Source organism: Paenibacillus sp. FSL R10-2748 (genome assembly GCF_038005565.1).
In the GTDB taxonomy this organism is placed as follows: domain Bacteria; phylum Bacillota; class Bacilli; order Paenibacillales; family Paenibacillaceae; genus Paenibacillus; species Paenibacillus polymyxa_B.
The window spans coordinates 917,309-933,235 of sequence record NZ_JBBOTK010000001.1; the positions used below are offsets into that span (position 1 = coordinate 917,309).

A 15,927-nucleotide genomic window follows, 5' to 3' on the forward strand; every position below is an offset into this window, starting at 1 on the left:
TCCTTTTTTAAATACAAAATAATAGATATTACTCAACTTGATCTGTACAAGCGAGAGATTGTTCACTATGATAGGGGAAGAAACCACTAATTTAAAATATCAGCATAGATTTACATCCGTTTCCTATTGTAAGCGCAATCAATTGATCCTAAGTATGATTTTGTTATGGAAGACAAAGGAGGAATTTGTATGCAAGGCGGTATTGGCGGTAAAAACATCATTTTGCGATTGGAAATTTCCACCGGACACATCCAATTTGGTCAATTGATTACGCTGGTAAACGAACATGGCGGAGATGTGATTGCCATTGACGTCATTAGCACCTCTGAGAAGGTCACTGTGAGGGATATTACAGTTACCATTGCCGATCCAGCAGAAATCGACCGAATGATTGCTCGGATTAAAAAAGCACAAGGTGTTAAGGTATTATCCATCTCTGATCGTACCTTCCTATTACACCTCGGGGGCAAAATTGAAATGCAGCCCAAAGTCCCAATTCAAAACCGCGATGACTTATCCCGGGTATATACCCCCGATGTGGCACGCGTATGCATGGCGATTCACGAGGAACCGGACAAAGCTTTCCGCTTGACGATCAAGCGCAACACGGTCGCTGTCGTCTCTGACGGAAGCGCTGTTCTCGGGCTAGGTAACATCGGTCCCTATGCAGCCATGCCGGTTATGGAAGGCAAAGCCATGCTGTTCAAGCAGCTCGGCTCCGTCGATGCCTTTCCAATCTGTCTGGATACGCAGGACACCGAAGAGATCATTAAGGCCATTAAACAAATGGCCCCAGCTTTTGGCGGGATTAATCTGGAGGATATTTCGTCGCCACGATGCTTTGAGATTGAACAGCGGTTACGTAAAGAGCTGGACATACCTGTTTTTCATGACGATCAGCACGGCACAGCTGTCGTTTTATACGCAGGGCTGATCAATGCGCTCAAGGTTGTCGGCAAAGCCCTGTCTGACGTCAAAATTGTCGTCTGTGGTATCGGGGCTGCGGGTGTGGCCTGTACGAAAATTTTGCTATCTGCAGGAGCAGTCAACATCATTGGCGTAGATCGTCACGGAGCGCTTACAGCTGATGAAACATACGAGCATCCGATGTGGAACTGGTATGCGCAGCATACCAACCCTGAACGGCTGTCGGGCACGCTGTCCGAGGTTCTGAAGGATGCTGACGTGTTTATCGGGCTGTCGGCAGGTGGACTACTGCAACGAGAAGACGTGAAACGTATGAAAGAAGCCCCGGTGCTGTTCACTATGGCTAACCCGGTTCCCGAAATTGCGCCAGAGGACGTCGAGGACATTGCGGGTGTCATCGCCACCGGACGTTCGGACTATCCTAACCAAATTAACAATGTGCTTTGTTTCCCTGGCATCTTTCGAGCGGCGCTCGACTGCCGTGCCCGTGAAATCAACGAAGAGATGAAGCTGGCGGCCGCAGAGGCCATCGCAGGCACGATCCGTCCTGAAGAACTAAACAAGCTGTATATTATCCCTGGTGTATTTAACGAGAGTGCAGTTCAACGGGTGCGTGAAAAGGTGATTCAAGCCGCGATTGCGAGCGGTACAGCCAGAAGAGTGCCTCGGGATTTCAGATAAAAGAAAAGGATTGCTCCCCTAAATACGGGTGCAATCCTTTTTGCTATCGAATGATCAGTCTGCATATCCGTTATCTTTACAGCGGTTATGACCTCCATTTAGAGAACAATTGACTGGCACGCTGGGCAAACTCCTCCAGATTAAAGTTGGAGTTGTCCAGCTTGTAGTACCATTTTTTAATCGTATCCAAAATCCATGAGGGAACCTTAACCTCCGAGATACCGGAATAAAACGTATGATACGCCCACACCAAATGCTCCCAGCGCTTGTCATCGCCTTCCTTCACGTATTCAGATACATCCAATACCTTGGCACGTCCGTCTTGCATAAGTACATTCTTGAGGTGAATATCACGGGGATTCAGCCCCTTGGATCGGACAAATTCCCTCGCCTTTTCCACATCCAGAATGACCTGCTCTGGCACAGGAATTCCTTGCAGCAGACAATCCAGCAGCGTAATACCGGATTCATAACTTATGACAATATACTTGTCGCCTTTTCCGTAATAATGAGGAAAAAAGTCAGACCCTCGCAAACGCTCATATACGTCGGCCTCCGCATCTTTCTTCTCGATCGCCATGTCTGAGTACACCTTGAACGCGTAGCCTGGCAACGTATCGAGCGTAAATACGGCCGCATCTGTCCCGATGCCAATACAGCGGACGTCTTGAGTGCCTGTTTTAATGGTAACCGGATCATTATCCTCCGTACTGTATACGGTCACTTGACTTATGATGTCTTCTGCCTGCCTCCATTGTTCTACCATGCGCGATCCCCTCCTTCTCTGTTCTAAACCAATACCAATAAAGTTAGTTCTATAACAGATAAATAGTATTACGGGTTATCTTTTGGAATGGCTTCAAAATAGGTTGATTCTTATATAAATACGGTATGTACCGTGTCTAACGAGCGTCCGGCAGAAGCAACCTTCTTAACTCTGCATAGCTTGCTGCTGTTTTATAGATCCCCAACACGTCAGTCTCCGGGGGAGCGTTCCTGTGATTGAACCAGATCACCTGCCAATTCGCAGCTATAGCTCCCGCCACGTCATTACGCCAGGAATCCCCAATGTAGCAGCAGTGCTCTGCTAACGTTCCTGTCCGTTCGTTCACTACTTCAAAAATGCGCGGATCAGGCTTGGCATAGCCAACGGTCCCAGATACAAAGATATGCTCTGCTGCAACATGATTTTCCAGTGCCATGGCCTTGATCTTGCTCATCTGGTGTTCCTCAAGACCGTTTGTAATTAATCCAACTAAAAAGCCAGCCGAGCTCAAATCATTTATTAACGAGATCGCCCCCTCAAAAGGCTCAATTCGGTACTGACGATCTAAGTATTCTTGTTGAACATGTACTGCCTGCTCACGGGTAATTTCTACCCCGAATTCTTGTAAAGCCAGAATGAAACGGCCTTCCCTCATCTCATCCAGTTCATCCGGCCCTGCCTTCCCCTCCAATAGTCCTCCTTTAGCCGATAGTACATCGCTGTAATAGCGAATACGATGGTAGGCTTTCTCATAAGGAAAACGCTCACTCAATCCTAATACTGTACGCAATGCATCGCGTGTAGGGTGCAAATGATCGTACATCGTATCATCTACATCAAAAAAAACAGCCTTCTTTTGCAAATTCATATGCCCACTTCTTTCTGTTAAATCTTCGGATGACGCTCCTTTTCACCTTGTCCTGATATTATACCCGTTGGCCTGTTACGTTGCACCTTGTCCTTCAACTGCGCATCCTGCAATCACACTTCACGTTTGCTAACATACACTGAAAAGACCGCATTTTCACAAACTCACTTTACTTCTCTACCGAGCTAACATAGGTATCTTGTCCTGCTTTGCCCGAAAGCGTTTTATTTGACAACACACGGGTAAAAGGTCACATTTTTGAAAATATTCGTCATACAGGTTTACATTTCGTGTAAAATCACGTACCTTTTAGGGATGAACGCTTTACGGATGTACTTGGATAAGGGAGGCATACACGATGGATTCCGGTTCTAACCTAGCCTATGGATCAGCTACACCTTTGATTGAGGCACTTATAGAATTTGAAAAAGAGCTCGAAGCGAACCGGCATTCTCTGAGTTTTGATTTGGGATTGATTATGGAGCAGGGCCGCGCGCCACGATATATGGCTACACCACCAGATGTTGTTCCTTTTGCCCACGCAGGGGTGGACGGAATACATTATGGCTTTTTAACGGATTTTGGGCTTGAAAAGGACCTTTCCCGGGCCCCTATAGTATGTGTATCTCCCGTCGATTGGACGGGTGTGTGGGTGGTTGCCCGTCATTTGCAGGATTTTTTAAGCGTTGTTTATACAGAGAACAGTTCATTAAAACGATACTATGCCAGTGGAGATGACTATTCTGGACATGCAGGTCAGCGACTGCCTCAGATTGTAGATGAACGCACCGCGTTTGTACGCGAATGCTTTCGCGAACGCTTTGGTATCGAACCGATTCAGGATATGGCTGCGTATATCGACAGCTTGCGAACAGAACGGAAGCACAATGAAGCAGCTCCTACGCTAAACGGGTTGGGCATTCAGTTATCTTCTTCTGCGAAGCATAGCTCTTCTATGGAGAGTGCCCTCTTAACCGTAACGGAGCCTTTCCTTTGGGAACAACAAGGCGAAGCTGTGCGTGAGTTGTTCCACAACGGTTCGCGTGAAGCCAGACTGGCTTTTATTCGGGATGCCCAGACACGGCATTTGTTCACCCATTCTGCCCTTCGTGCTTTTGTAGCTGGACAGCTTAAGTTGATGGGTCTGTCTGAGGCCGCAACATATCTGGAAGAGTCCTACTATACCGTTATTCCCGATATGATAGAATCTTGATGAAATCCTTGGCTTCCGCCTAACATAACCGCCTCTGAAAAGGCGGCTTTTTGTGCTACAATAAATGAAAATAATAGGGTCGAACGGCCCGGTACGAATGAAAGAGAGCGAGTATGAATAATCATTCCTATCCTACTCCTGAAATCATTGAAGTTTGTCTGTTGGCGGGCAAACTGATGATGCAAAATGGAGCCGAAACCTATCGTGTTGAAGACACGATGTCCCGCATTGCTTCAGCCTATGGCATATCCCAGTCCCATAGCTATGTAACACCAACTGGGATTTTTTTTGCCATTAATGACTCGGAGCCTGCCAAGCTCATCCGCATCGTAGAGCGGACCACCGATTTGCACAAGGTGACAGAGGTCAATTCCATTTCACGTAAAATCAGCACAGGTGATTTGTCTCCTCGCGCTGCCGTCAAGGAGCTTTCGGAGATTGAACGTGGCCCCCTCCGCTATTCCAACCGTGTACAGCTGATGGCTGCTGCGTTGGCCAGCGGTTGCTTTATGATCATGTTTGGTGGAGTCTGGCGAGATTTCCCCGCAGCTGTGTTATGCGGAGGTATCGGATTTGCAGCTGTACAGTATTTTCACAGGCTCGTTAAGGTTAAGTTTTTCTCAGAGTTTTCTGCATCTTTTCTAATCGGCTTGCTGGCGGCTCTATTAACGATAGTAGGCTGGGGACAGATGATGGATAAAATTATTATTGGCTCTGTCATGCCACTGGTTCCAGGCTTGTTAATTACAAATGCCATCCGTGATTTAATGTCCGGGCACCTTGTTTCGGGTCTTTCCAAGGGAGCCGATGCTTGCCTGACGTCTTTCGGCATTGGAGCTGGCGTTGCGGTTATCATTTCTTATATGTGATTCGGAGGAGATTCAAGTCTATGCTTGCACAATTATTCACAAGCTTTATTGCCACCGCTGCTTTCGGCATACTTTTCCATGCCCCCCGGCGTTCACTACTGCAATGCGGTTTTGTTGGTATGCTAGGCTGGCTTGTCTATTATTCAACCACGGACAGCATGGGACCTGTGAGCGCCAGCCTTTTGGCAACGATTCTCATCGGCATCGTCAGTCAAGGCTTTGCGCGGCTGTACAAAATGCCTGTGATTATTTTTAGTGTGGCAGGCATGATTCCGCTCGTTCCAGGGGGAATGGCCTATAATGCCATGCGCCAGTTCGTACAACAACATTATCCTCAGGCACTGGAGCTGGCCATGAGCACGCTGATGATCGCAGGTGCTATTGCTGTCGGTTTAGTGCTGTCTGAGGTGCTTAATCAAATTTTTCACAGCATACGTTTTAAACCACAGCGCTAAAAGCGATGAAAATAGCAAAGTAAAAGAGGCTGCTCCTAAAATCATCCGCAGTGTTTGAGACGATTTTGGAAACAGCCTTTTTCTGTACACATTACAAAGAATATTTAACTGTCATAAGCTATTATTCATCCACTCGCTTGCCCAATATCGCTAAATCTCGCTCTATGCTGTCTAGCACAGCTACACGCGGATAGTATCCCCATTGCTCAAAACCAAACTTCCGCAGCAGCCCAATACTTGGTTCATTATGACCAAAAACAAATCCCAACAACGTTGTAATCCCCAGTCTCGGACATTCATTTAGCAAGTGCTGTACCAGTCGACTTCCTGTTCCGGTTCCACGAGAATCCTCATGGACGTATATGCTAATTTCTGCTGTACCGTTATAAGCTGGACGCCCATAAAAGGACTGAAGGCTGGCCCATCCGGCAATTGCACCCTTTTGTTTTAATACCCACAAAGGGCGGTGGTTCTCCTGATGAGCCTCAAACCATGGAATGCGACTCTCCACTGTCACCGGTTCCAGATCTGCCGTGACCATTCGTCCTGCAATCGTAGAATTATAAATGTCCACAATATCGGGAAGATCCTCTTTGCACGCAAATTCAATGGAAAAAGATTGGTCCTTATTCATTATTCGTATCCGCCTCCTATTGTGTGATTTATTTATTGTACAAGACAAGCGCCCGATCAGCCATATCGAGTTGTTTTGCGGATTAGTCCCAAAGGGTTTTATAATAGAGCTTGAAGATAAGGAAAAATAAAAACGGGGAAAGCGATTTAACACGATGAGACGGGAGGTATGTTTCGGAGTCAAGGATTCTGAAGCAGCTTAATATGAATATTGGAACTCAACTCTTGATTTTGGAAATACCTATGGAATCTTTTTTTGGAAAAACGACTATTTATCCTGTACTGCTCAAGGACGAGGATGGACTTACACTGATTGACACGGGAATGCTGGGCCAATTGGAGCCATTACGCAAGGCTATCTCAGATGTGGGTGAGGATATCAGCCGCGTGAAAAGAATTATTTTAACACATCAGGATATTGACCATATCGGAAATGTTCATGCACTGCTGGATCTGCTGCCGAATACTGCCCTGTTAGCCCATAAGGATGACGTTCCTTACATGACAGGAGAGCGACCGTTTGTGAAGCTGACGCCCGAACGGATTAAACAAATGGATACTGTGCTTAAGCAGCAAGCAGAGGATATGATTCGCCGCCTGCCAGATTTGCGCTTTGCTCATATTCTTGAGGACGGTGAGCATCTGCCTTATGGTGGGGGCATACAGATTATTCATACACCCGGTCACACGCCCGGGCATATCAGCTTGTATGTGCCCGCACAAAAGCTACTATTGGCAGCAGATGAACTGCTGGTAGTCGAAGGTGAACTGGTCGGTCCTGCAGAGTCGGCTACGCCGGATATGCCGCTGGCCCTGAAGAGCCTCGATAAACTAACTGTATTGGATGTCGAGAAGGTACTCTGCTACCATGGTGGTTACTATGATCAGAATGTACAGGCACGACTGCAAACATTATGTCAGGAAAGAGAATAAGTCATTCAATGCTATAAATAATTATGTATGAAGAGCTATAATGAATAAATAGACAGAAAGGAATGAGACTTTATGAATGAGAAAATAACCCGACTGTATGATGAACTGAAGTCACAGTCTTGGGACGGCCTGCTTGTGACCGATCCTAAACATATTTACTATCTGACGGGCTTTGCCAGTGATCCGCATGAGCGTTTTCTTGGTCTGGTGTTGCTTCGGGACCAAGAACCAGAACTGATCGTACCCGCCCTGGATGCAGAAGCCGCCCAAGCTGCTTCTTCTGTGACTCGTATATCCACCCACACCGATACAGACAATCCATATGATCTGCTGCGTCAACGTACAGGCACCGGTGTGAAAGCATTCGCGCTGGAAAAGGAGCACGTCTCCGTCCTCCGTTACGAACAGCTACATACTGCCATTGGCGCGGCTCAATATGTGGATCTAGGCCCTGTGCTTCAAGAAATGCGTGTGAGAAAAACTCCTGAGGAAGTACAACGTCTGAAACATGCAGCTCGTTTGGTAGAAGATGCTCTTCGTCACGGTCTCACCCATGTGCGTGAAGGGGTGACGGAAGTCGAACTGGTGGCAGAAATCGAATACCAGATGAAAAAGATCGGCGCAGACGGCCCGTCCTTTGACACAACAGTGCTGTCTGGACCCAAAACAGCCTTGCCTCATGGTGTTCCAGGCACCCGCAAGCTACAGCATGGCGATCTGCTCATGTTTGATATGGGCGTATACTCCGATGGCTATGCTTCGGATATTACACGTACTTTTGCTTTCGGAAAGCTATCGGCTGAGCTGGAAACGATTTATAATACGGTTCTTCGCTCGAACGAAGCGGGAATTGCCGCCATTCGCCCGGGAGTTTCCTGCGCATCCGTAGATCAGGCAGCACGGACTGTTGTTGAAGCCGCTGGATATGGCCCTGCCTTTAACCATCGAGTTGGACACGGCCTTGGCATGAGTGTTCACGAATATCCATCTGTACACGGAGGCAATAGTGATCTGCTTCATGAAGGCTTCGTGTTCACAATCGAACCCGGCATCTATGTGCCAGGCCTCGGCGGTGTGCGGATTGAAGATGACGTTCTGGTCACCTCTGATGGTGTTGAAGTGCTTACCTCTTTTCCAAAAGAACTGACAGTGCTGGGATAAAAACATCGCTATTCATTATATCGGTATGTAAAAAGTATGAAAAAAGGAGGGGCAACCCCAAGCCATCATGGCTTGAGGGTTTGCTCCTCCTCTTCTATAAAGCGGAAATTGCGTGCGATGTACAAAATGGGTGTACCCGCCGCGGTCAGTACAAATTTTAAGATGTAGGTGGTGAATAATATCTCGAGCCATATCCCCCACGCATAACCGTAAAAGGCAATAGTACAGAAAATGAGCGTATCTATAAACGAGCTGATCATCGTGCTGCCATTGCCGCGAATCCAGAGCTGATGACGTTCCGGAAAAAACTTGCGAATCCAGGCATACAGACGCACGTCCAGCAATTGACTGACCGCATAGGCTGTCAAGCTGGCAAGCGCAAGCCTTGGCAACAATCCAAACAGCTGTTGCATCGGTGTCTGGGCAAAATCCGTTGCAGTAGGCTGGAACTGCAGCACCATTTGCATCGTTATCGTCGTCATAATCAGAGTGAAAAAGCCGAACCACACAGCTTTACGCGCCTCTTTAGGCCCATATTTTTCATTCAGTAAGTCACTGGCCATATACATAGAAACATACATCGTATTTCCCAATGTAGTGGTAATGCCGACCAGATCAATCGTTTTGGTTACCTGAATATTGGCTAGTACAGTAGCAACACCAATCCAGGCGTACAGCCCTTTTTTACCGAACAACCGAAAACATAACAAAAAGAACATAAAATTGACGAGGACAAAAGCTGCCCCCCATAACAGATTAAACATGAAATCCTCCTAGTTTTGATAGCGCGGGATGGTTGCGAACCGCGGTTCATCCGAAGCAAGCCGGAAAAACATTATTTTAATGTATCATAGATTAGGATTCGTGAACAGCTATAATTTACACTGTCCTAAACTCAATACAAAGAGCCGACCTTATGGCCGGCTCTTTGTATTGAGTACATTCTGTACGTGTGTTATATAGGCTACAGATGCGATAGGGGAATGCATCGTACACCTTTCGTTTATCATTTACTTAGGAGTGTGCCGTTGCATCCAAATCCATGCCATGATTGTTGAACACGTCTTGATCGTTCTCCTTGAGCACCTTGCCTGAAATGAGACCTGCGGTAATAGAATCATTGACATTTAACGCTGTGCGTCCCATATCAATCAACGGTTCGACTGAGATGAGCAATCCTGCCAATGCCACTGGAAGATTCATGGTGGAAAGCACGATCAGGGAAGCGAAAGTGGCACCACCGCCTACACCCGCCACGCCAAACGAGCTGACCGTAACTACCAGAATAAGCGTGAGGATAAAATCCCAGCTCGTTGGATCAATACCCACGGTTGGAGCAATCATGACCGCCAGCATTGCCGGATAAATACCAGCACAGCCGTTTTGCCCAATAGTCGCTCCCAAGGTCGCAGACAGATTCGCGATGCCGTCGGACACACCAAGCTTTTTCGTTTGTGTTTCAACATTTAACGGAATGGTCGCCGCACTGGAACGAGAAGTAAAAGCAAAAACCAGTGTAGGCAATACCTTTTTCACATACGTCACCGGATTGTAGCCGAACAAGGCCAGCAAAATAAGATGAATGATAAACATGACCAACAGAGCCACATAAGAAGCGAGCACAAACTTGATTAGCTTCAAAATTTCATCCGGATTGGTCGTAGCTACTACTTTAGTGATCAGTGCTAAAATGCCGTAAGGAGTCAATCTCAGCACCAGAGTTACAATCCGCATCACTACAGCGTACACTGCATCGATCACTTTACGGAAGGTTTGCGCCTGTTCTGGTTTTTTACGATCCAATCCGAGCACAGCCACACCGATAAAGGCCGAGAAAATGACCACCGCCAGCGTCGACGTACGACGTGCTCCCGTCATATCCTCAAAAGGATTTGAAGGAATAAATTCCAGCACCTGCTGTGGAATGGTCATGTCCTGAACTGTTCCAAGGCGCTCTTCCATCTTCAAGCCCTGTGCTTGTTCCTTTTCCCCACCTTGGATCTCAATTGCCTTTAGATCAAACGACAAGCTGGTTACAATACTAACTGAAGCAGCAATTGCCGTTGTAATCAGTAGTACTGCAATAATGGACACGCTGATTTTGCCAAGGTTCTGTCTTCCCTTCAAATTCATAATAGCCGAAATAATCGACACCATGATAAGCGGAATAACTACCATTTGCAGCAAACGGACATAACCATTACCTGCGAGGTTGAACCAATCAACTGATTTTGTAATGACCTCTGAGCCTGCCCCATAGGCATATTGTAGAACAGCCCCGTAGATCAGTCCGAAGCCAAGTCCGGCAAATACCCTTTTTGTAAAGGAGATGTGCTTTTTCTGCATCCAGACCAATACGCCTAGCAGCAAAAGCAGCACAATAACATTTAAAATAATAAAGAAGGTATCCATGTATTATTTCCTCCAAACTTATACTTAATATGTTTTATAAGGTGATCCTTCAATCCGAAGATTACTATATCACAAAACCAACTATTTTTGTAGGTTTTATAACAATAAAATAGTTAAGCAGCTTCCACTTTGGGTTTTATTGAAAATGCCAAACAGCAAGCCTTCATCTTTCGAAGACTTGCTGTTTTTTGTCCTGAACACAACGACATGTATTCAACTTAGGCGTAAAATTTTTATCAGCCGTTAGACGATCACTGTGTATAGCAGTTCCTGTTCCTTAACCACTTTATGCTGATTATCAGCGGACTCCAACTCGCTAAACTGAGCTACATTCGTAACAATAACAGGCGTTATCGTTTCGTAACCAGCCTTGCGGATTTCCACCAGATCAAACTCCAGCACGAGGTCTCCTACCTTCACGCGATCTCCTGCTTTAAGATGAGGCGTAAAATGAAGTCCTTTTAGTTTAACCGTATCCATCCCAACGTGAATGAGCATTTCAAGTCCTGAATCACTCACCAATCCAACAGCATGCCCACTTTTGGAAATGGAGAACACTGTACCATCCACTGGGGAAACAACCCGGCCTTCGGATGGTTCAATAGCCCAACCTCTACCCATGATTTCTTGAGAAAATGCAGGGTCATTGACTTCACTGAGCGGCTTAACTTCACCCATAATCGGGCTGTATACCGGGATTTTCTCACCTTTCGGCAGTGAGGACACAGCAGATTGTGCTATTTCATCAGTAGAGATGTCTCCGGCAGCGTCTGTTGTTGCTTGTGGTGCTTCTTCGTTCTTTTCATCTGTAAAGCCGATCAAATAGGTAACAATCGTAGCAACCACAAATGCAATAATAAGACCCAGGATTGCGTATAAGAAAGTCGGTCCAATAAACATCGCCAGACCAGGCACACCAACCAATCCACCCATGACATACGCTTTTGTACCAAACAAGCTCATGAAGCCCCCGCCGACGGCTCCGCCGATCAACGCAGCAGTAAATGGTTTTTTAAACCGCATATTTACACCATACATTGCAGGCTCAGTTACACCCATAATAGCTGTCAAGCTCGTCGAGAAAGCCACTGTTTTGACTTTGGCATTTTTTGATTTTAAGAATACACCCAGTGCAGCACCAGCCTGTGCCAAGTTGGCTGCTCCCATAATTGGAATCATGTAGTCAAAGCCCAACGTTGCAATCGATCCAATCATAATAGGAACCAACGCATAGTGCATACCTGTCATAATGATCAGGGAGAAGGTACCGCCTAGCAGCAGACCTGCAAGTGCACCTGTATTTTCAAACAACCAAGAGATACCGCCTGACAGGCCATTACCAATAATGGAGCCGAGCGGCCCTACAGCAACCAAAGTCAAAGGTACAATAATCAATAAAGTCAATGTCGGAACAACGAGCAACTTCAGTGATGCATGTGTATACTTATCAATGAATTTTTCAACATAAGATGCCAGCCAGACCGCAATAACGATTGGAATAACGGTCGAAGAATATGTGGCCGCTGTCACCGGAAGACCAATAAAGCTAACCTTCACGTTAGATGCCAGTAAAGCTGTAATCGTCGGGTGCAAAATGGAAGCACCAATCGCCGCACCAATAAACATATTACTGCCGAGTTTTCTAGCAGCACTGACAGCCAGAATAATAGGCAGGAAGTAGAACGCACCGTCACCTATTGCCGCTAAAATCGTATAGGTTTGACTCTTATCGGACATCCAGTTCATTGCCACTAAAAGAGCAATGATCCCTTTGATCATGCCTGCGCCGGTGATCGCTGGCAAAATCGGTGTAAACATACCCGCAATAAAGTCGAACAGTTTGCTGATCGGGTTTTGTTTTTTCTTAGATGCAGTACTTGCTCCTGAGTCACTTTGCGGAGCCTTGGACATGTTGCTCACCAACGATTTGTACACGTTAGCTACATCATTGCCGATAATAACCTGAAACTGGCCGCCACTCTCCATGACTCCCATGACGCCATCCGTTTTCTGCAACTGCTCTTTCTGAGCTTTCTTATCATCATGAAGGTTGAAGCGCAAGCGGGTCATGCAGTGAATGACCTGCTCTACGTTTTCTTCACCACCAACCAGTGTAAGTATCTCTTTGGATAATTGGTTTCGATCCATGAGGTGTTCCTCTTTTCTTTTAAGGTATAAAATAAAATGCGCAAATGGGCAATAAAAAAACCTGAATACAGAAAGCAGACAGCTTTATAAAAAGCCAATCTTCTTTCAGCATTCAGGTTTTGCCTTCTGGTTTAGAAGTAGCAATCCTAAATCCCTGATCATACATGAAATCATTGATTTTTAATGATACGCTCGATATGAATGGTGAGATACAACATCTCATCCTGGGACAAGCTTCGACCATAGATTTTAGTGGTATAATCTCTTATTTTTTCCGCGCAGGCGTAAGCATTCTTATACTGAACCTTAACCATATCATGAAGGGAATTATCTGTATTTTGTACAGGGGTCCCATTCATTACCCGTTGAGCAAAAAATTTGAGATGTGTAATAAAGCGGTAATAGCTTAAAGACTCTTCATCCAGATCCATTACAAAAAAGCGACTTACAATATTTATGATATCCTTGACAATGTTAGTCAGGGTTATCGTTTCGCGCATTTCGCTATTAAGCTGTGCATTCACCAAATGTAAGGCGATAAATGCTCCTTCATCATCTGGAAGTGTAACTCCCAGCTTGTCCTGAATCATGTGCAGTGCTTTGGTCCCAATCGTGAATTCCTTGCGGTACATTCGCTTGATTTCCCAGTAAAGTGCATTTTTGATATCCATACCCAAGCGATAACGCTCTATGGCAAAATGGATATGATCCGTCAGCGAAATATAGATGCTGTCATGCAACTCTACACCAAGTATCGTTTTGGCATATTGGATGATTTCATCAGAAATTTCAACATATTCAATAGGGATATCAGACATCAGGGTCATGAGTTTGCGGGAAACCTCGGTACTTTCAAGTTTGAAAATTTTCTCGATTTTCTCTTCTTCAATCTCATCGCCTGTGTTTTTTTTAAAAGCAATTCCTCTTCCCATAATGACTAATTCTTTCTGCTGTTCATCAATGACCGTTACGACGTTATTATTCAGCACCTTTGCTATCTTCATTCCATCACCTTAAGCCGCTTGGAGTAGTAAAAAAAGGCAATACCAAAACTGACACATAGTGCCTGCTTATGGTTTTGCCCGATACGCTCAGTAACAATCCACGATTGTGCAGTTTTGAATAACTGATACCATAATATCATATAAAGACTGAGGTGACAAGTTTTTTTGTAAACACTTTCATGAGGCTTTTGGGCGTTGGCACGCCTTAGCTGCCAGGGCTCTTTTCCACAACCGAGTTCGGAGAAGGAGAAGCATTCATGCCAGATGTGGACACTACTTGCGAATGCTCATCTTTTTCATCCACAAAGCCCATAAAATACGTAATTACGCCAGCTGTAACTAGTGAGATTAACATTCCCAAAATAGCATATATAAATGTAGGACCGACGAATAATCCCAAGCTGGGCAGACCTGATATACCACCAATAGCCGTTGCTTCAGTTTCAAATAAACTCATAAATGCACCACCGAGAGCCCCTCCGATCAACGCCGCAACAAAAGGCTTCTTAAAGCGCATTGTGACTCCATACATCGCCGGCTCAACCACCCCCATCATGGCAAGCAAGCCTGTCCAAAAGGCCAGCGTTTTCACTTTGACATTTTTGGATTTAAAAAGCACGCCAAATGCTGCACCTGCCTGGGCAAGTACCGCTGCCACTACCACAGGAAAGACATGATCGTAGCCCAGTGTTGCAAGCGAGCTGATCATAATCGGTACCATTATATATTGCATACCTGCCATAATAAGCAAAGACATCGCGCCCCCGAGCAGCAGCCCTGCAAACACTCCTGCATTATCAAATAACCATGCGAGTCCATCCGATAAATGTTGACCGAGATACCCCCACAACGGGCCAAGAACGAACATCATCAAAGGTATAAAAATCATCAGAGTCAAAGTCGGGACAGCCACTACTTTAAGCCAATAGGGGGTATGCTTGTCTAACCATTTTTCCACATACGACGCCATCCAAACGACAACAAGCATTAGTATTATGGAAGAAGCAGACTGCCCGTCTATGACTGACAAGTCGCCAAAGCGAACCTCCTCACCAGACTGGAACAACTCTGTCAGGCGGGGATGCAATACTGATGCTCCGATGGCAGCCGCAACAAACATATTGCTGTTCAGCTTTCTTGCCGCACTTGCCGCAAATAGAATGGGCAAAAAATAGAATACCCCATCGCTGATAACCAATAAAATGGTATACGCCTGTTGATCAGATAACAAACTAGTAAATACCTGTTGGTCTGACAAAAAACCTAAGGACATGAAAATAGATATTAATACCTTTATCATTCCCGCCCCAATCATTGCCGGCAAGATCGGAGTGAATACGCCTGATACATAATCTAATAGACGACTTATCGGATTTCTCCCTGTGGCAGCTCTGTAACTTCCGGAAGTCTGCTCCTGTTCATCTTCTCCCCTGACCTGCGAAATCATTTCTTTGGAAAGTAAATCCCGATTCATAACTACCTTTTCCCCTTTTTATATGTATATTGAAGACCACTTTCGAACTTACCAAACCAAGCTTAGAAGAATATTGTAATAAAAGCGGTATTCCTTATGCTACTTATATTACTTCTTTTTTACAATAGTTTTAAAGAAGGAGTAATCTATTCGTTTTTATGCACCTGATAATTTACATCTAACTTACATCTAAACACCTAAGACCATAGTTATATATTTTTTGTTTGTTTTTGGGCAAATATGACTATTCAACCGCCTGTTAATTATGTAAAATAGGTCTAACCTACTTTTTAGTAAATCATGGATTACTTCCCTTTCACATTCTTGTCCCTTGAATACAGCTGAAATATACATAGAATCCGAACATTTTCAGTCTTTTCTTC

At 45.4% G+C, this 15,927-nt stretch carries 14 protein-coding genes; 6 read left to right on the forward strand and 8 right to left on the reverse strand.

All coding sequences use genetic code 11. The annotated features are described in order from the left end of the window. Window positions 1-189 precede the first annotated feature (189 nt). On the forward strand, window positions 190-1,608 hold the full coding sequence (locus tag NSS66_RS04370; protein ID WP_023987698.1) for an NAD-dependent malic enzyme: 1,419 nt from the start codon (window positions 190-192) through the stop codon (window positions 1,606-1,608). An 85-nt stretch (window positions 1,609-1,693) separates the two neighbouring features. On the opposite strand, the gene NSS66_RS04375 is transcribed toward NSS66_RS04370, so the two are convergent. Both NSS66_RS04375 and NSS66_RS04380 read right to left on the reverse strand, forming a co-directional pair. Then, window positions 1,694-2,374: a serine/threonine protein kinase gene (locus NSS66_RS04375; protein WP_023987697.1), complete on the reverse strand. Its 681-nt coding sequence runs from the start codon at window positions 2,372-2,374 to the stop codon at window positions 1,694-1,696. Between the two features lie 136 nt (window positions 2,375-2,510). Beyond that, a complete protein-coding gene (locus NSS66_RS04380) occupies window positions 2,511-3,242 on the reverse strand; it encodes an HAD family hydrolase (RefSeq protein WP_076158147.1) in 732 nt (243 codons plus the stop codon). A 358-nt stretch (window positions 3,243-3,600) separates the two neighbouring features. Here NSS66_RS04380 and NSS66_RS04385 point away from each other — a divergent pair, with 358 nt between their 5' ends. From NSS66_RS04385 to NSS66_RS04395, 3 genes are all read left to right on the forward strand, one after another. Next, window positions 3,601-4,455, forward strand: coding sequence for a hypothetical protein (locus NSS66_RS04385; protein ID WP_071639990.1), 855 nt, complete (start codon window positions 3,601-3,603; stop codon window positions 4,453-4,455). A 113-nt stretch (window positions 4,456-4,568) separates the two neighbouring features. Then, the gene (locus NSS66_RS04390) at window positions 4,569-5,324 is read left to right on the forward strand and encodes a threonine/serine exporter family protein (protein WP_013309319.1); all 756 of its coding nucleotides are present in this window, start codon (window positions 4,569-4,571) and stop codon (window positions 5,322-5,324) included. 20 nt (window positions 5,325-5,344) lie between these two features. Continuing rightward, entirely contained in the window at window positions 5,345-5,779 is a 435-nt protein-coding gene (locus tag NSS66_RS04395; RefSeq protein ID WP_013309318.1) for a threonine/serine exporter family protein, read from the forward strand. Between the two features lie 121 nt (window positions 5,780-5,900). Here the strand turns inward: NSS66_RS04395 and NSS66_RS04400 are convergent, their stop codons facing one another. Continuing rightward, on the reverse strand, window positions 5,901-6,413 hold the full coding sequence (locus NSS66_RS04400; RefSeq protein WP_068939939.1) for a GNAT family N-acetyltransferase: 513 nt from the start codon (window positions 6,411-6,413) through the stop codon (window positions 5,901-5,903). Window positions 6,414-6,616: 203 nt separating this feature from the next. On the opposite strand from NSS66_RS04400, the gene NSS66_RS04405 reads away from it, so the two are divergent. Next, a complete protein-coding gene (locus NSS66_RS04405; protein ID WP_028543006.1) occupies window positions 6,617-7,345 on the forward strand; it encodes an MBL fold metallo-hydrolase in 729 nt (242 codons plus the stop codon). Window positions 7,346-7,417: 72 nt separating this feature from the next. Then, on the forward strand, window positions 7,418-8,506 hold the full coding sequence (locus NSS66_RS04410) for a M24 family metallopeptidase (protein WP_340958497.1): 1,089 nt from the start codon (window positions 7,418-7,420) through the stop codon (window positions 8,504-8,506). Between the two features lie 65 nt (window positions 8,507-8,571). On the opposite strand, the gene NSS66_RS04415 is transcribed toward NSS66_RS04410, so the two are convergent. The 5 genes from NSS66_RS04415 to NSS66_RS04435 form a co-directional block, all read right to left on the reverse strand. Then, complete coding sequence (locus NSS66_RS04415; protein WP_023987659.1) at window positions 8,572-9,270, reverse strand: queuosine precursor transporter; 699 nt, start codon at window positions 9,268-9,270, stop codon at window positions 8,572-8,574. Between the two features lie 250 nt (window positions 9,271-9,520). Next, complete coding sequence (locus tag NSS66_RS04420) at window positions 9,521-10,918, reverse strand: L-cystine transporter (RefSeq protein WP_025724316.1); 1,398 nt, start codon at window positions 10,916-10,918, stop codon at window positions 9,521-9,523. Between the two features lie 243 nt (window positions 10,919-11,161). Beyond that, window positions 11,162-13,066: a beta-glucoside-specific PTS transporter subunit IIABC gene (locus NSS66_RS04425; RefSeq protein WP_023987657.1), complete on the reverse strand. Its 1,905-nt coding sequence runs from the start codon at window positions 13,064-13,066 to the stop codon at window positions 11,162-11,164. Between the two features lie 170 nt (window positions 13,067-13,236). Next, complete coding sequence (gene licT / locus NSS66_RS04430) at window positions 13,237-14,070, reverse strand: BglG family transcription antiterminator LicT (protein WP_023987656.1); 834 nt, start codon at window positions 14,068-14,070, stop codon at window positions 13,237-13,239. Window positions 14,071-14,275: 205 nt separating this feature from the next. Next, on the reverse strand, window positions 14,276-15,544 hold the full coding sequence (locus NSS66_RS04435) for a PTS transporter subunit EIIC (RefSeq protein WP_340958498.1): 1,269 nt from the start codon (window positions 15,542-15,544) through the stop codon (window positions 14,276-14,278). Between the last annotated feature and the right edge of the window lie 383 nt (window positions 15,545-15,927).